This window comes from Enterobacter cloacae complex sp. SHL001 (assembly GCF_049236825.1).
GTDB lineage: Bacteria > Pseudomonadota > Gammaproteobacteria > Enterobacterales > Enterobacteriaceae > Enterobacter > Enterobacter hormaechei_C.
On sequence record NZ_JBMKIP010000002.1, the window covers coordinates 355,583 to 377,403 of the forward strand.

At 56.6% G+C, this 21,821-nt stretch carries 14 protein-coding genes and 2 pseudogenes; 15 read left to right on the forward strand and 1 reads right to left on the reverse strand.

The annotated features are described in order from the left end of the window. Positions 1-4: 4 nt before the first annotated feature. The 13 genes from ACOTYH_RS07205 (at position 5) to ACOTYH_RS07265 (ending at position 19,318) form a co-directional block, all read left to right on the forward strand. Positions 5-817 (forward strand): type VI secretion system accessory protein TagJ, encoded by an 813-nt coding sequence (locus ACOTYH_RS07205; RefSeq protein WP_045142094.1) that lies wholly within the window; start codon positions 5-7, stop codon positions 815-817. Next, positions 810-1,373 carry a type VI secretion system baseplate subunit TssE gene (gene tssE / locus ACOTYH_RS07210; RefSeq protein ID WP_015570336.1) on the forward strand — a complete coding sequence of 188 codons (564 nt, stop codon included), beginning with the start codon at positions 810-812 and terminating at the stop codon, positions 1,371-1,373. Before ACOTYH_RS07205 ends, tssE begins: the two co-directional genes overlap by 8 nt. A 2-nt stretch (positions 1,374-1,375) precedes the next feature. Continuing rightward, positions 1,376-3,247: a type VI secretion system baseplate subunit TssF gene (gene tssF / locus ACOTYH_RS07215; RefSeq protein WP_040117760.1), complete on the forward strand. Its 1,872-nt coding sequence runs from the start codon at positions 1,376-1,378 to the stop codon at positions 3,245-3,247. Then, positions 3,244-4,287 (forward strand): type VI secretion system baseplate subunit TssG, encoded by a 1,044-nt coding sequence (tssG, locus tag ACOTYH_RS07220; protein WP_047733758.1) that lies wholly within the window; start codon positions 3,244-3,246, stop codon positions 4,285-4,287. Before tssF ends, tssG begins: the two co-directional genes overlap by 4 nt. 38 nt (positions 4,288-4,325) lie before the next feature. Continuing rightward, entirely contained in the window at positions 4,326-6,941 is a 2,616-nt protein-coding gene (gene tssH / locus ACOTYH_RS07225) for a type VI secretion system ATPase TssH (RefSeq protein ID WP_045341250.1), read from the forward strand. Positions 6,942-6,965: 24 nt separating this feature from the next. Beyond that, on the forward strand, positions 6,966-8,399 hold the full coding sequence (locus ACOTYH_RS07230; protein ID WP_058700647.1) for a serine/threonine protein kinase: 1,434 nt from the start codon (positions 6,966-6,968) through the stop codon (positions 8,397-8,399). Positions 8,400-8,424: 25 nt separating this feature from the next. Then, positions 8,425-9,891, forward strand: a complete 1,467-nt coding sequence (locus ACOTYH_RS07235; protein ID WP_047733755.1) for a hypothetical protein — start codon at positions 8,425-8,427, stop codon at positions 9,889-9,891. 11 nt (positions 9,892-9,902) lie between these two features. Next, positions 9,903-10,649, forward strand: coding sequence for an ankyrin repeat domain-containing protein (locus ACOTYH_RS07240; protein WP_032103586.1), 747 nt, complete (start codon positions 9,903-9,905; stop codon positions 10,647-10,649). Positions 10,650-10,846: 197 nt separating this feature from the next. After that, positions 10,847-12,769, forward strand: a complete 1,923-nt coding sequence (locus tag ACOTYH_RS07245; protein ID WP_017693289.1) for a type VI secretion system Vgr family protein — start codon at positions 10,847-10,849, stop codon at positions 12,767-12,769. Between the two features lie 75 nt (positions 12,770-12,844). Beyond that, positions 12,845-13,285, forward strand: a complete 441-nt coding sequence (locus tag ACOTYH_RS07250) for a DcrB-related protein (protein WP_421637641.1) — start codon at positions 12,845-12,847, stop codon at positions 13,283-13,285. A gap of 3 nt (positions 13,286-13,288) precedes the next feature. Beyond that, positions 13,289-17,680, forward strand: coding sequence for an RHS repeat-associated core domain-containing protein (locus tag ACOTYH_RS07255; protein WP_421637642.1), 4,392 nt, complete (start codon positions 13,289-13,291; stop codon positions 17,678-17,680). After that, complete coding sequence (locus ACOTYH_RS07260; protein ID WP_015570344.1) at positions 17,677-18,153, forward strand: hypothetical protein; 477 nt, start codon at positions 17,677-17,679, stop codon at positions 18,151-18,153. The genes ACOTYH_RS07255 and ACOTYH_RS07260 overlap by 4 nt, the downstream gene beginning before the upstream one ends. Before the next feature lie 649 nt (positions 18,154-18,802). After that, positions 18,803-19,318, forward strand: a complete 516-nt coding sequence (locus tag ACOTYH_RS07265; RefSeq protein ID WP_058688658.1) for a hypothetical protein — start codon at positions 18,803-18,805, stop codon at positions 19,316-19,318. A 521-nt stretch (positions 19,319-19,839) separates the two neighbouring features. Here ACOTYH_RS07265 and ACOTYH_RS07270 read toward each other — a convergent pair. Further along, positions 19,840-20,243: pseudogene (locus ACOTYH_RS07270) on the reverse strand (DUF933 domain-containing protein); the annotation flags it as partial. Here ACOTYH_RS07270 and ACOTYH_RS07275 point away from each other — a divergent pair. Both ACOTYH_RS07275 and ACOTYH_RS07280 read left to right on the forward strand, forming a co-directional pair. Continuing rightward, positions 20,239-21,444 (forward strand): annotated as a pseudogene (locus tag ACOTYH_RS07275) (glycohydrolase toxin TNT-related protein); the annotation flags it as partial. The pseudogenes ACOTYH_RS07270 and ACOTYH_RS07275 sit on opposite strands and share 5 nt — an antisense overlap. Next, positions 21,441-21,812, forward strand: a complete 372-nt coding sequence (locus ACOTYH_RS07280) for a hypothetical protein (protein ID WP_421637643.1) — start codon at positions 21,441-21,443, stop codon at positions 21,810-21,812. The pseudogene ACOTYH_RS07275 and the gene ACOTYH_RS07280, both read left to right, overlap by 4 nt. The last annotated feature ends 9 nt before the right edge of the window (positions 21,813-21,821 follow it).

A 21,821-nucleotide genomic window follows, 5' to 3' on the forward strand; every position in this document is an offset into this window, starting at 1 on the left:
GGCTATGAATACGCTTTATCAACGTCTGGCGGGCGAGTCGATTAGCGACGCGCTGCTTCGCCTGGAAGCCGATATCAAAGCCCGTCCGGCGGATGCCGATCTGCGCGCCGCGTTTGTGCAGTTTCTGATCCTCAGCGGCAACTGGGCGCGCGCCCTGACCCAGTTGAAAAGCTGGCTGGCGCTGAAGCCGCAGGCAAAACCGACCGTAACGCTGCTGGAGCAGGCCATTCAGGGTGAACAGCAGCGTGCGCGCGTGTTCGCGGGAGAGGTACGACCGGCAATGCCCGAGGCGCAGTGGCCGTGGCTGACGACGTTAGCCCAGGCGCTGACCGAAAGCGCAGGGCAAGCGCAAACGCTGCGCCTGGCGGCACTCGAACAGGCCCCGGCAAGCCGCGGGCAGGTCACGCTGGAGAATGAAGAGAGCCACACCTTTGAATGGCTGATGGACGGCGATGCCCGTCTGGGGCCGGTGTGTGAAACCCTGGTCAATGGCCGTTATTTCTGGGTGCCGTTCTGCGCCATCGACGCGATCCGTTTTCAGGCTCCGGCCAGCGTGACCGATCTGGTGTGGCGTCATGCGCTGGTCCGCCTCACGGACGGCACCGAGCAGGTGTGTCAGATCCCGGCGCGTTATCCGTTTGCTGACGGGGCGCCAGACAGCGTTAAGCTGGGGCGCACCACCGAATGGCTCCCGCTGGACGATGACGGCGTCCTGTATGAAGGCATGGGACAGAAAGCCTGGCTGAGCGAGCAAAGCGAAAGCCCGCTGCTTACCCTGAGCCTGGTGACATTTACCTCGGATGGTGCGGATGAGTAATCCCGCAGGCGAAGGCGATCTGCTGCGCAGCGGCTGGCAGGCCCGCAGCAGGCAGGAGAAAGTGGGGGCGCGCGACAAAATGCAGCCTTCACTGCTGGATCGCCTGACGGATAACGATCCGGAAAAAAAACGCGAGTCCGCCAACAGCAATCTGATCACCCACGCCGCGCTGCGTCGTAACGTCCTGCGGGATTTACAGTGGTTGTTTAATACCATTAACCACGATGCCTCCAGCGATCTGAGCGGGCTGACGCAGGTGAGCCGTTCCGTCGTTAACTTTGGCGTGGCGCCGCTGGCGGGGAAAAGAATGTCCGATATTGAATGGCACGACATTCAGCGCAAGCTCACCGAAGCGATTATTAACTTTGAACCGCGGATCCTGCCGCAGGGGCTTCAGGTTCGCTGCGTGTCCGATACCTCCTCGTTAGATCTGCACAACGTTCTGTCTATCGAAATCAAAGGTCGCCTGTGGTGCGTGCCGTATCCGCTGGAATTTCTCTTTCGCACCGACGTCGATCTTGAGAACGGCCATTTTGAACTGAAGGATGCGGGGTAATTATGGAAAGCAAACTGCTCGAATATTACAACCGTGAACTGGCCTATCTGCGCGAGATGGGCGCAGAGTTCGCCGAGCGCTACCCCAAAGTGGCGGGGCGGCTCGGCATGCGCGGCATCGAAGTGGCGGACCCGTACATTGAGCGCCTGATGGAAGGTTTCGCCTTCCTGACCTCCCGCGTGCAGATGAAAATGGACGCCGAATTTCCGCGCTTTTCACAGCGTATGCTGGAGATGATTGCGCCAAATTATCTGGCGCCTACGCCGTCGATGGCGATCGCTGAAATTCAGCCCGACAGCAGCCGCGGCGACCTGAGCAAAGGCTTTATTGTGCCGCGCGGCACCATGATGGACAGCCTGGCGCTGAAAAAGACCGGCGTTACGTGCAGCTATACCACGGCACATGAGGTCAACCTGCTGCCGTTAAAAATTGAGCGGATCGAGCTGGGCGGCGTTCCCGCCGATCTGCCGCTGGCCCAGCTCGGCCTGAGCCAGCGGGGGATCAGCAGCGCCTTACGGATCCGCATTGCCTGCGATGGCCCGCAGCATCTCGGGCACCTGGACTTTGACCGCCTGGAGTTCTTCTTAAGCGGCCCGGACATCGAGGCGCTGAAGCTGCTGGAGCTGGTGATGGAGCACCACGCGGGTATTGTCTGCCAGACGGTCAGCAAGCAGCCCCAGCGCCAGCTGCTGTCGTCTGACGCCCTGCGTCAGGAAGGCTTTGATGCGGACCAGGCGCTGCTTCCGGACGATCTGCGCAACTTCGACGGCTATCGCCTGTTGCAGGAGTACTTTGCGTTCCCGGCGCGTTTTCGTTTCATCAGCCTGAGCGGGCTGGGCAAGCTGATCCAGCGCTGCGAAGACGAAAAAGCGTTTGATATCTTCATTCTGCTCGACAAGAGCGACGATCAACTGGAGCGCGTGGTGGATGCCAGCCACCTGGCGCTGCACTGCACGCCGGTGATCAACCTGTTCCCGAAAGTGGCGGCCCGGCAGAAGCTGAGCGAAAGCCAGCATGAATACCACCTGGTGGTGGATAACATCCGCCCGCTGGATTATGAAATTTATGCCGTGAAAAAAATCTATGCCAGCGCGGATGGTCAGCGGGACGACCAGACGTTTCGTCCTTTCTGGAGTACCTGGAGCGGAGACGCGGGCAACTACGGCGCCTATTTTTCCCTGCGCCGTGAGCAGCGCGTTCTCTCCGAACACGCGCTGCGCTATGGCACCCGCACGGGCTATATCGGCTCGGAGGTCTTCGTCTCGCTGGTGGATGCGCAGCACGCGCCGTGGCAGGAGAATTTGCGCTACATTTCCGCCGAGGTGCTGTGCACCAGCCGTGACCTGCCGCTGATGCTCCAGCAGGAGCTTGGGCAGTTTATTATGGCCGACTCCATGCCGGTGAAGGCGTTAACCCTGCGTAAAGGCCCGACGCCGCCGCGTCCGGCGCTGGCGGAAGGGTTCAGCACCTGGCGGCTCATCAGCCAGCTGCAAATGAACTACCTCAGCCTGATGGACAGCGAAAACGAAGAGGGCGCTGCCGCGCTGCGTCAGCTGTTAGGGCTGTACGCCAACCTGGCCGAGACGCCGGTTGCCCGTCAAGTGGATGGCGTTCGTCACTGCGTGCTGGAGCCGGTGCACCGTCGCGTGCCTGAACCCGGCCCGGTGGTGTTCGCCCGCGGGATCGGCATCACCCTGACGGTGGACGAACGCGCCTTTTCCGGCGCCAGCCCATGGCTTTTCGGCAGCGTGCTGGAACGCCTTTTTGCCCGCCTGGTCTCCATCAACAGTTTTACGGAGTTCACGCTCAAGAGCCAGCAGCGTGGTGAAATCGGCTACTGGGCGCCGCGCATGGGTAAAAGGGCGCTGGTATGAGTGAAGTTGCCCCTGCAACGCTGCGCGTGCATCGCCTGACGCCGTTGCCCGATGCGTTCTGGCGCGGGGTGCGCGAGACGCCGTGGCGCTATGATCTGTTCCAGCTGTTAAGACGCATTGATGCCCAGGGCGGTGAACGTTACCCGCTGGGGCGCGCGCCGCTGCCTAAATTTGAGCCGCTGCGTATTGGTCAGCAGCCTTCAATGGGCTTTGCGCCGTCAACGGTTGCTGAGGTCCGGCAGCGGGAAGAGAACGGACTGCATGACGTTTCCATCCTGAGCTTCGGCCTGTTTGGTCCTAACGGCCCGCTTCCGGTGCACATGACTGAGTATGCCCGCGAGCGTATTCATCATCATCAGGATCACAGCCTCAGCGCGTTTGCCGACCTCTTTCACCACCGCCTGACGCTGCTGTTCTACCGCGCCTGGGCGGACGCGCAGCCTGCCGTTTCACTGGATCGCGACGACAACAGGCGCTTCGAAGGGTATCTGGCATCGCTGATTGGCATGGGACAGCCTGCCCAGATGTCGAAAGGCAGCCTGAGCGCGCATGCCCGCTTTACTCACGCCGGGCACCTGACCCGCCACGGGCGGGACCCTGAAGGGCTGGAGAAGATCCTGCGCAACTATTTCAACGTGCCGGTGAGGCTGGTGGCCAACGTCCCGCAGTGGATGCCGCTCTCAACGCGGGAGCAGGCACAGCTGGGCGAGGGGCGTCGTATGCCGCGCATGGGAGAGTCCGCTTTTCTCGGCATTGCGGTACGCGACGTGCAGCATAAATTTCGGCTTGAGATTGGCCCGTTGAGCGCAGACGACTACAACCGTTTTCTGCCGGGCGAAGGGTGGGTGACCGAGCTGCGCGACTGGGTGCGACAGTACGCCGGGGTGGAATTTGAATGGGAAACACGGGTGATCCTGCGCGCCGATGCGGTGCAGGGCGCCACGCTCGGCAGCGCCGGGCGATTAGGGTACAACACCTGGCTCGGCCTTCAGCCTCAGCCTGTTCCGCGTGGCGATCTGGTGTATCGCGCAGAGCGATAATCCTTCCGTATACCGAATCATTGTTAATGGAAACTAACATGTCAGAAATTAGCCGTGCCGTGCTTTTCGGCAAACTGGATACGCTGTTATTTACCTCTCTGGAAAGCGCGACTGCCTTCTGTAAGCTGCGCGGCAACCCGTACGTTGAGCTGGTGCACTGGCTGCATCAGCTGATGCAGCAGCAGGATGGCGATCTGCAACAGGTCATTCGTCACTTTGCCCTTGATGAACAGCAGCTGACGCGCGATATCGTGGCGGCGCTGGATGCCCTGCCGCGTGGCGCGAGTTCCGTGTCTGATCTTTCCGAGCATATCGACAGCGCCGTCGAGCGCGCCTGGGTCTACGGCTCGCTGAAGTTTGGCGTCAGCCGCATCCGCGGCGGCCATTTGCTGATCGGCATACTGAAAACGTGGAATCTGGCTAACGTGCTGAAAAGCATTTCGGCGCAGTTCACCCGTCTTAACGTCGAGGTGCTGATCGAGCAGTTCGACGCCATTTGCGCCAGCAGCAAAGAGAGCCAGCAGGCCGCCGCCGCTGCGGACGCGCCTGCCGGGGCCGTACCGGCTGCGCAGGGTACGCTGGCGCAGTATGGTCAGGATCTGACGGCGCGCGCCCGGGAAGGGAAAATTGACCCGGTGGTGGGGCGCGATGAAGAGATCCGCCAGATGGTCGATATTCTGATGCGTCGTCGCCAGAACAACCCCCTGCTGACCGGGGAAGCCGGCGTCGGGAAAACGGCGGTGGTGGAAGGGCTGGCGCTGCGTATCGCTGACGGCGACGTGCCGGAGCCGCTGCAAAACGTTCAGCTGTGGCTGCTGGATATCGGCATGCTTCAGGCCGGCGCGGGCATGAAAGGGGAATTTGAGGCGCGCCTCCAGGCGCTGATTAACGAGGTGCAGTCCAGCGCCACGCCAATTATTCTGTTTATCGATGAGATCCACACCCTGATTGGCGCTGGCGGTCAGCAGGGCACCGGCGATGCCGCTAACCTGCTCAAACCTGCCCTGGCGCGCGGGCAACTGCGCACCATCGGCGCGACCACCTGGGCGGAATACAAAAAATACATTGAGAAAGATCCGGCGCTGACCCGCCGTTTCCAGACCGTACAGGTTCACGAGCCGGACGAAGCCAAAGCCGTGCTGATGCTGCGCAGCACCGTGTCGCCGCTGGAAACTCATCATCAGGTTTTACTTCTCGACGAAGCGGTCAGCGCGGCGGTGAAACTGTCGCATCGCTATATTCCTGCGCGTCAGCTGCCGGATAAAGCGGTGGCGCTGCTGGACACTGCCTGCGCGCGCGTGGCCGTCAGCCAGAGCGCGCCGCCTGCCCAGCTGGAAGACTGTCTGCGTCACCTGGCGGCCCTGGACGTGGAGCTGGAGATTGCTGAACGCGAAGTGCGCGTGGGGGCGGGCGATCCGGCGCGTGTGGCGGCCTTAACCGCCGAACGTGACGCGTTCGAAACCCAGCGCGAAGCTCTGGCCCGTCGCTGGGAAGAAGAGCGCACGCGGGTGCAGGAGATTATCCGTCTGCGTGCCGCGCTGTTTGCGGCGGGTGATGAGGATACGGCTGAACTGCGCGGCCAGCTGGCAGAACAGCAGCAGGCGCTAAAGACCTTACAGGGTGACGAACCGCTGCTGTTTGCCGCGGTGGATGAGAACGTGGTGGCTGCGGTGGTCTCAGACTGGACCGGGATCCCGCTGGGCCGGATGGTGAAAAATGAGATTGACGCGGTGCTGAACCTGGCCGACACGCTGAACCAGCGGGTTATTGGTCAGCGTCACGGTCTGGATCTGATTGCCCGTCGGGTAAAAACCTCGCGGGCGAAGCTTGACGATCCGAACAAACCGGTCGGCGTATTCATGCTCTGCGGGCCATCCGGCGTGGGTAAAACCGAAACCGCGCTGGCGCTGGCGGAGTCCCTTTACGGCGGCGAGCAGAACGTCATTACCATCAACATGAGTGAATTCCAGGAAGCGCACACCGTTTCGACGTTAAAAGGTGCGCCTCCGGGCTATGTGGGCTATGGTGAAGGCGGCGTCTTAACCGAGGCCGTGCGCCGCCGTCCCTACAGCGTGGTGCTGCTGGATGAAATTGAAAAAGCGCACCCGGACGTGCACGAGATCTTCTTCCAGGTCTTCGACAAGGGCTGGATGGAGGACGGCGAAGGGCGTCACATTGATTTCCGTAACACCATTATTATTCTGACCTCTAACGTCGGCACCGACCTGATCGCAGCCATGTGCGCCGACCCGGAACTGATGCCGGAGCCTGACGCGTTAAGCGGCGCCCTGCGCCAGCCGCTGCTGGAGGTGTTCCCGCCTGCGCTGCTGGGCCGCCTGCTGGTGGTGCCGTATTACCCGCTGAGCGACGAGATGCTGGGGCAGATTGTGCGTCTTCAGCTCAGGCGCATTCAGCGTCGTCTGGAAGAGAATCACAACATTATTTCTGAATTTGACGACAGCGTGGTCGAACAGATTGTTCAGCGCTGTACCGAGGTTGAGTCGGGCGGGCGTATGGTGGATGCGATTCTGACCAATACGTTGCTGCCTCAGATGAGCCAGATTTTACTTACCGCCAGCCGCAGCGACGAGCAGTACCGACGTCTGCATGTCACCTGCGAGCAGGGCGAGTTCCACTGTCAGTTTGCCGCGTAATAATCATCAAGAGAACTGTAAAAGATGACGGATAATGATAACAATCGGACTGTCCCAAACGCGCTCCCGGTCGGGTACCGTTTCAATGAGTTTGAGATAAAAGAGGTGATTGGCGGCGGCGGATTCGGCATCGTCTATCGCGCCTGGGATCACCAGCTCGAACGCACTATCGCTATCAAAGAATTTATGCCTTCCTCCCTCGCCGTGCGCGGCGAGGATATGACGCTGGTGCTGCGCAGCGAGCGCTTCGGCAAAGCGTTTTCTGCCGGTCTGAACAGCTTCATCCAGGAAGCCCGCCTGCTGGCGCGCTTTAACCACCCGAACCTGCTGCACGTACTGCGTTTCTGGGTGCAAAACGACACGGCCTATATGGGGACGCTGTTTTACAGCGGTACCACGCTGTCGCGTCTGCGCGAAGAGAAACCGGAGCTGATTAACGAGGCGTGGATCCGCCGCATGCTGCCAATGCTCTTCGGCGCCATCAAAACGATCCACGACGAGGGTTATCTGCACCGCGACATCTCGCTGGATAACATTCAGATTCAGGATAACGGCCTGCCGGTGCTGCTCGATTTCGGATCGGCGCGCCGCACCATCGGTAATCTCTCGGATGAGACGGAAACCATGCTGCGTCCGGGCTTCGCGCCTATCGAGCAGTATACCGACGACAATGAAAGCGAGCAGGGGCCGTGGACGGATATCTACGCGCTCGGCGCCGTATTGCGCACCCTCATCGTAGGCTCTCCGCCACCGGTCAGCGTGGTGCGCTCGATTCAGGACACCTGCAAACCGCTGGTGGAGCTGATGCCGCAGGGCTATTCCATCCCGCTGCTACAGGCCATCGACAAGGCGCTGGCGCTGCATATGGAAGACCGTCCGCAATCCATTGAGGAGTTCGCGGCGCTGATCGAGATGCCCGTCGCCGGTATCGACGAGGTGCTGACCGCGAAGAAGACCGGCACGATGCTGGTGCCGGTGGAAGAGGAGACATCTGCTTCCGCGCTGGACTGGCGACGTTACAAGCTTCCGGGGCTGGTGGCCGCGGGCGTGCTGGTTGGGGTGGTTGCCGGTGCGATGCTGTTCGGCGGCGGCAGTCAGGAAACGCCAGAGCAGACGGCGCAAACCCCTGCCGTAAGCCCTCCGGCTGAGACCTCCTCCCAGGCGGAAACCAGACCGGCAACGGCAGACGTGAGCGAGCCGGTCGCGCCACCGGCTACGGCGCAGCAGAGTGCGCCGCCTGTCGACGCCAGCCCGGTCGCGCTGGTCTACATCCGCATGCTTGATGGCGAGACGCTGAAGGTGAACGGCGAGTCTAAAGCGCTGCGTCCGGGCAATAACGGTTACGCATCGCTGAAATTGCCTGCGGGCGAGACCCGCATTGAACTGGAAGGCAATGGAAGAACGCGTACCCAGACGCTGGATATTGCGAAGCCAGGCACCTGGCTGGTGAATCCGTAAGCCTGCGGGTAACAGGACGGAGCGAATGTATAACATCAAGTTTGTCTATCTGTTCCACGAGAACGTCTCGCCAGCGCTGTTTGCGAAAATAATCCGCCCGTCCGTTGCCGTACAGTGGATTATGTCGGTTCCCGACCATTCGCTGCGCTCGCTCTTCACGCGCTACGATCTGCTGCGCACGATCACCGGTGCGAATCCTTATCAGTCCGGGCGCGATACCCGCACGCTGATCGCGCAGGATTTAGAGATGGGCAGAGTGGTTGCCATTGACGAAAGTTTTCGTGACTGGTCATCAGTAACGGAAATTTTTTATATCAATGCCAAAGGGCAACTCCAGGCTGCCTCGCTGGTCGGCCTGGGCTGGTATCCGGTGAGTACGATTGTCGACCGCTACGAAACCATGGTGAGAACGTACGGATCTCGCCCTGCGCCAACGGTACTGCCAAAACAGGTGGTGAAATCTAAAACGGCACAGGTGCCGGATGAACCTACTCCGGGCAAGGACGGTAAAACCTATGCCGGGCAGCTTCAGAAGATGACCAAAGCAGAGCGCTGGCAGGCGCGTAAAGATCTGATTGCGAAGGGGAGCAATAGCCTTTATCCGGATGCCCAGATCGCCGCTAAGCGTCTGGCGGCGAATAATATCGCGGTGGAAAAAGCGAAGCTTGCGGAAAATATTTATAAGACCGTGAACCCGCTGGAAACCACACCGGGCGTGCCGGAGGGGTGGACGGATATCAGTAATGACGATGCGCTGTTAGGAAAGTTCGGGCTGAACAAATCAATGCTCTTTGACGATGATACGTCCCCCAATTTTCTGGCGCGCGTCTATCAACCAAAGCCGGAAGTGTTTGGTACAGATATGAACCCCACGCTGGTATTCAGGGGATCGCGCGAGCCTGGTTTCGCCTCTCTGTCTGAGAATGTCTCCTCTTTACTGACCAAAGGGGAGCTGGCGCCGGTGGTAAACGGGGCTGACTGGTCGAATAACTTCTCACAGGGCATGGGTATGGCTTCAGATTATTATAAAAAGGCCGTGAGTATCGGTAAGGAGCTGGCAAGGTCAGGCCAGAATATTGATATTGCCGGTCATTCCCTTGGCGGTGGCCTCGCCTCTGCAACCTCTATGGGCAGCGGGAGAGCGGGGTGGACGTTCAACGCCGCCGGCCTGAATGCCGGAACCGTAGAAAAATACGGCGGTAAGATATTAGGCAGTACGGATAATATCCAGGCGTATCGGGTTGAAGGTGAGCTGCTGACGAAGATTCAGGAAGTTAACCCCTGGGAGGATCTGAAAACGATGAAAGGGCATGTCCCTTCGTGGATCCTCAAAGAGGAAATCTCTGCGCTGAGCCCTAATGCTGCCGGAATACCCCACGATCTTCCCGGTGGAACCGGAAGCGCGCTGGACCGCCACGGGATTAATCAGGCGATTGATTGCATAGAGCAACAGAAGGACGAGGATATTTCGATAATCGGGAGTCGATTGTGAAAAAACGGTTGATGGCTTTTGTCGCGTTATGTTTTTTATTCATGATTCAGGGGTGTAAGCAGGATATGGACCTTAATCCACAGGACTACTTCAGCGGTCAGCAGCTTGAACTGGCGAAAGCGATTGAAGAAGGCGATGTCGACGCGGTGAAGACGCTTGCACCAGAAAGCGATCTTAATAAACCGGGAAAGCAGGATATGACCCTGCTTTTTTGGGCCATCGGCAACGCGATTAATGATAAAAAAACATCGCCCCATTTAAAGGTGATTACGTTGCTTGTTAAGGCCGGCGCAGATCCGCTCCAGCCTCGACCGCAGGGAAAAAGCAGCCCTGCCGAATTTGCCCTGAAGGGGGATAGCGCAGACTGGATCAACGCTATGCTGGACGGTGGCCTTTCGCCCAATGTGAAAGATAAGGTCTTCCACGAACCCATCATCTTCCAGTCGCTAAAAGCGAAAAATACAGAGACGCTGGAAGCCATGCTCGATAGCGGAGCTGACGTCAATGCAACCAATTCACTGGGTAAAACGCTGGTGTTTGATGCGCTGGATAACCAGGCTTACGATCATGTCTTGTTACTGCTCGATCGTGGAGCGGACCCGTCAGTTAAGGCTAAAAATGGCTGGTCAATGAGCAATGCGCTTGCGGACGCGCTGAGTGGACTTGATCGAGGCAGCGAGCAATACGAGAAGTTAAACGAAATAAAAGAGAAACTTATTCAGAAAGGGGGCGTGTGGCCACCTGCGCCGGTTAAGTGATTGCTCAACTTTCATGAAAGCCAGAGATAAGGTTTTTTCCGGAGTTTCCATAAGCCTGCACTCTTTGGATTTATAAATACGAAAGTTCGTACCTTCAGACAAATCAACCCAGCATTGCATCAATCCAAATCCATCTCGTCGAAATTAGCTTTACGTTCATAAACGTTCCCAGCATAAACCATTACGGAATAAAGATTATGCTCAACCGAATTACCGTCCAGCTCCCGGTTGAGGGGCTGCTTTTCTGGAAACTCTCCGGCCGCGAAGCGATGTCCGAGTCGTTCGCGCTGACGCTGACCCTGCTTGGTACGGACGCGCGCATTGACCGCAGCAAGCTGCTGGGCCAGCCGGTCACGGTGACCATCCCCACGCAGAACCTGCTCACCCCCCGCTATATCAACGGCAAGGTGACGCGCGTGGCGGTGAGCGCCGTGGAGCTGACGGGCACCCGCTACGCGGTGTACCAGCTGACGGTGGAGCCGGACCTGTGGCCGATGAAGCGCGACCGTAACCTGCGTATCTTCCAGGGCCAGACGGTACCGCAGATTGTCAAAACCCTGCTGGGTGAGCATCAGGTCAACCTCGAAGACAAACTCACCGGCAGCTACCGGGTGTGGGACTACTGCGTGCAGTATCAGGAGTCGAGCCTCGATTTCATCAGCCGTCTGATGGAGCTGGAGGGGATTGCGTACTACTTCAGCCACGAGGCGGACAAGCATACCCTGGTACTGACCGACGCCGCGACGCAGCACCAGCCGTTCAGCGGCTATGAGGTCATTCCTTACCATCAGACGCCGTCCGGCGGCAGTACGGATGAAGAGGGCATCAGCCAGTGGGCGCTGGAGGACAGCGTCACGCCGGGGATTTACAGCCTCGACGACTATGACTTCCGCAAGCCGAACGCGTGGCTTTTCCAGGCGCAGCAGAACCCGGCGTCACCGAAACCGGGCAGCATCGACGTGTACGACTGGCCGGGCCGCTTTGTGGAGACAGGGCATGCGGAGTTCTACGCCCGAATCCGTCAGGAGCGCTGGCAGGTGGAGCATCAGCAGATTCAGGCGACGGCCACGGCGGCGGGCATTGCGCCGGGCCACATCTTTACCCTGACCAACGCGCCGTTCTTCAGTGACAACGGCGAGTATCTGGTGACGGCGGCGGGTTACCACTTCGAGGAGAACCGCTACGCGAGCGGTGAGGGGGAAACCATTCACCGCACCGATTTCACCGTTATCCCGGCGTCGGTGTCCTACCGTCCGGCGCAGAGCACGGCGTGGCCGCGCACCTACGGCCCGCAGACGGCGAAAGTCGTGGGACCGCAGGGGGAGAGTATCTGGACGGACAAATATGGCCGCGTGAAGGTGAAGTTCCACTGGGACCGTCTGGCGAAGGGCGATGACACCAGCTCCTGCTGGGTGCGCGTGTCGAGCGCCTGGGCGGGCCAGGGCTACGGCGGGGTGCAAATCCCGCGCGTCGGCGATGAGGTGGTGGTGGACTTTATCAACGGCGACCCGGACCGTCCGATTATCACTGGTCGTGTCTATAACGAAGCAAGCATGCCGCCGTGGGCGCTGCCGGCTGCCGCGACGCAGATGGGCTTTATGAGCCGCACGAAAGACGGTTCAGTGGACAACGCCAACGCCCTGCGCTTTGAGGACAAGGCGGGTGCAGAGCAGGTGTGGATCCAGGCTGAGCGCAACATGGACACCAGCGTCAAGAATGATGAAACGCACAGCGTTGGCGGCGCGCGCAGCCATTACGTGAAGAAAAATGAGCTGCATCGCGTGGAGGCTAATCAGATCCAGGCCGTGAAAGGCGGAACCGAGATCCTGACGGGTAAAGGCAAGCTGGATGCGGCGGTAGAGCAGTATGTTATTGCTTCCGGGACGAAGCTGCGGCTGGTCTCGGGCGAGAGCGCTATTGAGCTTAACGCTAACGGCAAAATTAACCTGATCGGCAAAGAGTTCAACTTCTTCGTTGAAGGGGACGGCTATATCACCACGGGCGGCAAGCTGCACCTGAATACGTCGGGCACCCAACCGGGCACAACGGCGCCGGGGTCAGGGCATAAAGGGGATATTGATGCGGCGGTGCAGGAGAAATTTACGCCCCCGGAAGAGTAACCGCTTTCTGTCTGCCGCCGGGTTGTCCGTGGCGGCACGTAAAACCCTTTAGCAATTTTAGACGCGAGTTCACCGATGAAATACACCCTCCAGGAAGGTTCCTTTACCCTTTTTCCTGCCGCCTGGCAGGACAACAGCATGAACATCATTCGCGATGACGAAAGCGGGCTGTCCGTGGTGGTCAGCCGCGGCGTTATCCCGGATGGCAGCGACTACGAACAAGAGTTTCACCGCCAGTGGGACGTGCTGCGTCCTCAGATGGGTGAGATCGCCCAGAGCGAATTTCAGCACGTAAAAGCCGGGTCTGCCAGCAACATTGATGGGGTTGAAGTTGAGACCACCTTTGACCGTAACGGCCAGCGCCTGTGGCAAAAACAGCTGGCCGTGCAGACGCCAGGCAAACCGGTACTGATGATTTTTACCCTCTCGGCCTTAAAAGCCTTTACGGAAGAGGACGAGGCGCGCTGGAGCGCACTGAAGCAGAGTCTGACGCTAAACGACAACCGGAATGTGTAAGGCATGAGCGATAACAACGCGGCCCGTAAGGGCGACGAGATTATTCACTCCAGCATTTTTGCTGATATTACCAGCATTGTGGCGGAAGGCGCTGCCTATGCGGTGATTGGCGCGGCGGTGGGCGCGGCAGCGACCGTCGCGGCCCCACTGCTGGGAGCCGGGGCCGCAGCAGCAGGCGTGGCGGCAATTGGATCCAGCTGTCTGTTGAGCGGCATTATCGGCGGGGTTCTGGCGAACGTCGCCGGGATCACCGACGATATCAGCAACGCCGCTGAAGGGCTGGGTAACGCGCTTTTCCCGCCGTCGCCCGCGGGCAAAATCACCACCGGTTCGAGCAACGTTCTGACAAATAAACTTCCCGCTGCACGCGCAGCCGGGACGTTAACGCCTGCCGATACCCCGTCCCCGGAGCCTCAGTCGCCGGGCAGCTTTGCCGACTATGCGGGCATGCTGCTCTCCGCTGCCGGACAGTTCGGCAGCGAGATGTGGCAGCCCAGCGTCGCCTCTGCCGCCGCGGGGACCTCGCCGCTGGAAGAAGACAAGGTGGCGTGTGATAAACACTCCGGGCCGCAGTATCTGGCGGAAGGCTCGAAAAGCGTCTTCATCAACGGACAGCCTGCGGTGCGCGCAAAAGATCGCACCACCTGCGAGGGCACCGTTTCCGACGACGTCTCCCCGAACGTGATCATAGGCGGCGACACGCTCACGGTCCGCGATATCAAAAGCGGTAAAACGCCGGGTCTGGCGCTGGGGATGATTGCGCTCTCCCTGCTGCGCGGGCGGCCAGGCAAGATCCTGAAAAACATGCCCTGCGCGCTGGCTGCTGCCGGTGGCGGGATGCTGGCGGATATGGCTGTCAACGCCGTGTTCGGCTCCTCGCACCCGGTTCACGCCGCTACCGGCGTGAAGGTGCTGAATGACGACGACGAACTCGATTTCTCGCTGCCAGGGCGCTTTCCGCTGCGCTGGCAGCGCAGCTACAACAGCCTGACCACCCGCGAAGGGCTTTTCGGTCTGGGCTGGGCTACCACCTTTGACAGCTATCTGACGCTGGAAGAAAACAATGCCACCTGGTTCGATGAAACCGGGCGCGAGCTGAGCTTTGAACTGCCGCCGGTCGACCGCGCGTTTTACAGCATCAGCGAAGGCATCATTATCCGCCGCAATGAGAGCGGCGACGTGGCGATAGCTGACGATGACGGCGCGGTGTGGCGTCTGTATAAACCGACCCGCGCTAACCCCTCCATCCTGCGTCTGGCCTCCCTCAGCGACGAATACGGCAACGCGTTGCTGACGGAGTGGGATGAACACGGCAGGCTGATTGGTATCCATGATGAGCCGCGGGCGATCGATGTCACCCTGCGCTATGACGATGAACGTTTCCCGCAGCGCGTCACCGCTGCCAGCCATTTCGACGGCAACCAGACATGGCCGCTGATGCAGTGGGGCTACGATGCGCGCGGCCAGCTGGCCAGCGCAACGGATGCCTCCGGCGTGGTAACCCGTGAATACCGCTATAACGACCACGGCCTGATGGTCTGGCACCGTCTGCCGGGCGGGCTGGAGAGCGAATACCGCTGGCAAAAATTCGACCACTGGCGCGTGGTGGAAAACCGCACCAGCACTGGCGATGGCTGTCGCTTTAGCTACGATTTAGCCGCCGGGCTGACGACCGTCGATCACTACGACGGTCAGACGCGAAAGCATTACTGGAACGCGCAAAACCTGATTGTTCGCTACGTTGACGAGCGCGGTGAGAACTGGCGCTACGAGTGGGATGACAACGAACTCCTCACGCGTCGCATCGATCCGTTGGGTAATGCCGCTACCTTCGTCTATGACGACATGGGCAACCGGGTGCAGGAGATCGACGCCGACGGCAATACCCGCACCACCACCTGGCTGGAGCACCGTGCGCTTCCGGCGTCCATCATCGAAGCTGACGGTAGCGCCACCCGTTTCCGGTATGACGAACATCACGGACTAAAACGCGTGGTGGATCCGATGGGGCAGACCACGCTGCTGCGTCGGGACGAGTTTGGTCAGGTTGTGGAAGAAGTCGATGCCGCCGGGAACAGCCGTTACCAGGAGTACAACGAGGCCGGGCAGATGGTGCGTGCGACGGACTGTTCGGGCCGAGTGACACAATACCGTTATCATCCGCTGGGCTGGCTGGTGGCTGAGATAAGCGCCGACGGCGAAGAGACGCGTTACCGCTACGACGCCGCGGGGCGTCCGGTGCAGCTCGACCGACCAGAAGGCTGGACCGAGTCGCTCAAATGGAACGAACGTGGCCTGCCGGTGAAGCATGCGGGCGCCGACGGGAAAGAGAGCGAGTTCAGATACGACGAGGCAGGGCGCTTAACCGCCACCCGTAATACGCAGGGTGAAGAGGTGCGCCGCCGCTGGGACAGCCGCGGGCGTCTGATTGCCCTGGAAAACGAAAACGGCGAAGCGTATCAGTTCCGCTGGGGCGCAGACTCGCTGCTGCTGGAAGAGGTGGGGCTGGATGGCGTGGCCTCGCAGTATCGCTACGATGCCTGCGGGCGTACGATAGCGCGCACCTTTGCCGCCGGACATCCGGAGGCCATTACCCATGCCTTCGCCTGGAGCGCGAGCGGCCAGCTGGTCGCCCGCACCACGCCGGAGGGGCAGACCCGCTACCACTACACCCCGTCCGGCCTTCTGAGCCGGATTGGGCTGCATCCCGCGCTTTCAGCCGATGCCTGGAGTGCCGAGGCCGAGCAGGAGCTTGTGTTTGAGTATGACGCGCTCGGGCGCGTCACGCGCGAAACGGGCGAGCACGGGGAGCTGGCGTGGGAGTATGACGCGCTGGGTAACCGCACCTCCGTCACGCTGCCCGATGGTCGGGAGCTGAAACAGTTCTACTACGGCAGCGGGCATCTGCTCAGCATTGCCCTTGATAAACTGTCGGTCTCCGACTTTACCCGCGACGAACTTCACCGTGAAACCAGCCGTACGCAGGGGCTGCTAACCACCCGCAGCGAATACGACCGCCTTGGCCGACTGCATCGCCGGGACGTTTTTACCGGCAATGCCCAGCGCCCGTCGCCGCGCCGCTGGTCCCGCCGCTGGGATTACGACTATCGCAATAACCTGGTCCGCGAAGAGCGGGACGATAACCCGTTCAGCTGGTACCGCTGGCAGTACGACAGCGCCGGACGTCTGCTGGTTCAGGACGGCACGCTGCCCGGCCAGGAGCAGTGGCGCTGGGATGCTGCCGGTAACCCGCTCGAAGGCTCTGCTGAGAAGGTCACGCACAACCGTCTGACGCACCTCAACGGCATTCGCTGGCGCTATGACATCCACGGCCGCACCGTGGAGAAGGATAACGGCCAGACCCGCTGGCACTACCGCTACGACGGCGAGCACCGCCTGACGGAGGTCATCAGCCAGCCGAGGGACCGCAACAGGCCGCAGACGCAGGTCAGCTTCCGCTATGACCCACTCGGACGACGCATCAGCAAAACGCGTCGCCAGATGGTGGGCGGACAGCCAACCGGTAACCCAGTCACCACCCGGTTTGTCTGGGAAGGGTTCCGGCTGTTGCAGGAGGTGCACGGGGATGTGCCGCTGACCTACGTCTATAGCGATCAGGACAGCTACGATCCGCTGGCACGTATTGACGGCGTTGATGCCCCGGAGATCTTCTGGTTCCACTGCCAGCCCAACGGCACGCCGGAGCGGATGACGGATATCGAAGGGCAGGTACGCTGGGAAGGGGTGAGCAGCGCCTGGGGCAAGCTGCTGCGGGAAAGCGAGACGCAGGTATCAGGATATTCTCAGAACCTGCGTATGCAGGGGCAATACCTGGATCGTGAGACAGGGCTGCACTACAATCTGTTCCGGTATTATGACCCGGACTGCGGAAGGTTTACGCAGCAGGACCCGATAGGGCTGGCGGGAGGGATAAACCTTTACCAGTATGCGCCGAACGCGCTGGGGTGGGTGGATCCGTGGGGGTTGAGCCGAAAATGTAAGGATCCTTCTAAAGAAGCGACTCAATGGCAAGGCCCTCATAATAAAGACTATAAAGGAATCGATAGTTACTCGAACAGAACGCTTAAAAAAGGAACAGTCCTTTATGCATTACATCCAAATGGTGATCAGTTACCTTCATATACCGTAACTCATCCTACAGTTAGGCAATATAAAGGTGATTCATTAGGATATCATGAAGCGTTACAGGTGAAACTTAATCCAGATTTCCCATTGCGAACAAAGGTTAGGGCATATTATGTTTCTGAGGATATATTTGTTGCTAGTGGTCGTGCTAATGCGAATCCGCAATACGGAAAAGGTGGAGGGATGCAATTCTATATACCTGAAGAAGCACGTAGTAAATTAATTCCTGGCAAGGTGATAGATATATGAAAAAAATGACATTAAATTTTAAAGATGGAAGCATTAAAATTGATGGCTACTCGATTGAACTTAGTTCTTTTGAAAATTTTACTTCTTCTGAATTTTACAAAGCCCATTCTGAATTCACTAGGATAGGTAAATTTTATTTTGCGAAAGATGATATTGAATGGGAAGGGCAGAACTTTATTGTGGAGTTTAGACCAGCTGTTTTTTCATTTAATTCATCTCTTTTTCTTACAAGTAAAGATGGGGACTTCTATCAAACACTTAAAGATTGGGAACTTAGAGCATCGTTAAAAAACCTTAAAGATGAAGAAAGAAGACTGACAGACTGGATTCAAAATAAACTTTCCAAAGAGAAAATGGTAAAGATAAGTACCCCCCCTTATGGAGTTACATGGAACTTTGAATGGGGTGAGCTAACAGTGCAATCAAATGAAAGATCCTTTGATTGCGGTATATACATAGAATGGAAAGATTAAAATTTAGTATAAATGGAGAATTATAGGGTAGCGCAGCAGACTCCAACAAGGCTTGCGTATGAACAATGCCAGAATTCCCAATCAAGAAACATTGTTCCATGAAAGGCCTTGCAAACCCTAAAATTGAATCTGAAATTATCTCCTTTGTTGAAGTTTCACGATGATAAAAAATATGCCGTGACTTTAGAGCAATACCAAAAAAACTGGCAAGCTCTCCCTGAGCGAAAGTTCGAATGGGAGCCAAACCGGTTTTCTGCCTGCATGTATAGTGTTTATTTTGTTCTCACTACTATGCTGAGGCAAAGAAATGGGGGAAGACGACAATGCGGACCAGTGGATCGGGTATAGTAACGGCATCCTTAATCGATCACGGCATGGTCTTTTAGGAGTACAATCAATTCGAGGAAGCGTATAAATATTTTAACGATGCTTATAACTACGGCAAAGAGCGTGCGTTTCAGGATAGACCTAAAAAATATCTAGAGTTTTATCTGCGCAAAAGGGATAAGTTCGTTACTCTATAAAAAAATCAAACATTACGCGTGGATCCGACTACGCCAGGTAGGTCGTATGAATTACCATCAATATGGGCAGAATGGCTTGAAGAAGTAGCGATTCCAGGCTCCGGGAATGTAAGATAGGTTACTATATGAATATCAATAAAGATGACGAACTCCTTGTGATAGTTAAGTATGAAGGAAGATTTTATTGGTTCGTTGCGTTCAAGGAAATGTGGGTCTTAGACAGAGTAAAATGGGTAGAGGATTTTGTGAAAAGTGGGGTGAAAATAAACCTACAGAATACCCATAAGGAAAGATATGACATACCAGTTGTAAATGAAGAAAACGCGCAGATATTCATTGATGATTTAATTAAAGATGGCTATTCATACGATAAGGATGACATTGCTGAGAAGTTTTATAAAAGGCTTTCGCAAAAAACAATTTGGTGGGATATATATGAACTTATGCCGGATTTATTTATAGACTTTGATAATAAAAGATTATATTCGGAATATGTTGAGACTATGTATTATCAAGAATATGTTCCTGATGGTTGGCAAGGTGAACTTGTTGATTTTTGCAGTAATGGATCGTTACCTCAAGATGAAATTTTCTGGATAAAAAATGAAACTGATCATAGAAGCGTTTTGATCGCTAAATGATAAAATATATTTTCGGCAAACCATTTTTAGACAATGCAATGGTCGATTCAATACGCCAATTTGTGTTTGTATTAAGCGAGACAAAGCCGTTACCAACCGTTTTGACCATCTTCAACGCTCAGGGTGAAAAACTATTTTGGTCTGCATCTCCTGAAGGTGCTATTTTCTATTACTTAACATTAAACCAGTCAAAGGAAGTGGTTGATGTATGTAATTTTACAGTAATACTAAATGGCTGGCATAATTGGTTTTATTCTTGGGATATGAAGCGTAACGCGTTGTCTAGATCAGGACCTTCGTACTAAATTCACATTTAACATTAAAATTACAGCGACAAGAGTGCCTGAAACTGGCGTACGCAAAGGGGTATACCTGCTAAAGGTGAGAGACTTGCCTGACCAGCAGAGCGTTTACACCAGCACCCTTTTCAGACGTTAAAATTTGCGACTGCCGACATCATTCTCTTTACCATGTAAAAAAAAATCCACGCCCAAGCGGGTTTTTTTCCCATTAAAAACAACTCAAAGGTTAAACAAGAAGTTCATCACATCGCCATCTTTAACGATGTAATCTTTGCCTTCCGCACGCATCTTGCCTGTTTCTTTCGCGCCTTGCTCTCCCTTGTAGGTGATAAAGTCTTCAAACACGATAGTCTGTGTACGAATAAAGCCTATCTCGAAATCGGTGTGGATTTTATCGGCCGCCTGAGGCGCAGTCGCACCCACACCCACAGGGATGGTCCACGCACTTCTTTTACGCCCGCGGTGAAGTAGGTTTGCAGGCTGAGCATCTCATGGCCCGCGCGGATCACGCGGTTCAGATCCTGCTCGGCCATGAAATCTTCACGATCGGCGTCGTTCATTTCAGCGATATCGGATTCAACCGCGTTCCAAAACGCTACCACTACAGAACCTTTATCGCTTGAAGAGTCTGCTGAGAAGGTCACGCACAACCGCCTGACGCAGCTCAACGGCATTCGCTGGCGCTATGACATCCACGGTCGTACCGTGGAGAAGGATAACGGCCAGACCCGCTGGCACTACCGCTATGGCGGCGAGCACCACCTGACGGAGGTCATCAGCCAGCCGCGGGACCGCAACAGGCCGCAGACGCAGGTCAGCTTCCGCTATGACCCGCTCGGGCGCCGCATCAGCAAAACGCGCCGCCAGATGCTGTTTGGGCAGCCGACCGGCAAGCCAGTCACCACCCGGTTTGTATGGGAAGGGTTCCGGCTGTTGCAGGAAGTGCACGGTGATGTGCCGCTGACCTACGTCTACAGCGATCAGGACAGCTACGATCCGCTGGCGCGTATTGACGGCGTTGATGCCCCGGAAATCTTCTGGTTCCACTGCCAGCCCAACGGCACGCCGGAGCGGATGACGGATATCGAAGGGCAGGTGCGCTGGGAAGGCGTGAACAGCGCCTGGGGCAAACTGCTGCGGGAAAGCGAGACGCAGGTATCAGGATATTCCCAGAACCTGCGTATGCAGGGGCAATACCTGGACCGTGAGACAGGGCTGCACTACAATCTGTTCCGGTATTATGACCCGGACTGCGGACGATTTACGCAGCAGGACCCGATAGGGCTGGCGGGAGGGATTAACCTTTACCAGTATGCGCCAAATGCGCTGGGGTGGGTGGATCCGTGGGGGTTGAGTCGTTGTAAAAATGACTGGAATGAGTTTCAGAAAAAATCTAATAAGCGTCAGTTCTCTTCGAGAACACAAGCATCTAAGGCCTACGCGTTATGGAAGAAACAAGACTGGGCGGCATTAGAGAAATTTATGGGCGATGGTGCCTGGCCTCCTAATCGTGGATTTATTACTGCAACGAAAACGACTCTAAAACCTGGTACAAAAGTTGACCGCTACGGTGGTTGGACCGATGCAGATGGTTTCCGCGATAGTGGTACGTTTATATCCCCTGCGGGATCATCTTTCGAGGGGAGAGCCCTCCAACAAAATACTTTAAACAAACCATATTCGGTTTATGAAGTTCTAAAACCGTTGCCGGTAGATAGTGGTCCTGCTATACCATGGTTTGGGCAACCGGGCAGAGGAACCCAATACGAAACATCCGAAGCGATCGAAGCACTAATTGAAAATGGTTTTTTGAGGAAAATATGACTTTAATTAATTTTCAGAAAAGAAAAGAACTTATCCATGATGGGCTTGAAGATGACTTCTTAAGGAACGAAAAAGAAATATCCTGTCCATGTTGTGATGCTGTCGTTCGTTTCGGTTTATATAACTCTAAAAGTTTTGATAAGCTTGAGGACTGCAAAAAAACAAAAATGGTAAGTAAGATGCGAGGCGTAAAGTTATCAGATGGTTTAATCCCGGGCTATAGATACAAAGAAAGCCCACTAAGGATATCAGAAAAAAAATGTTCAAAAGGAATCCATGATATTTTTGTCATCTTTACTTATAAAGAGATACAACCCGCTCGTTTTGAATCTTATTTAATAGGTGTTTTTAATAGTAATGATGTTTAGTATTCTGCT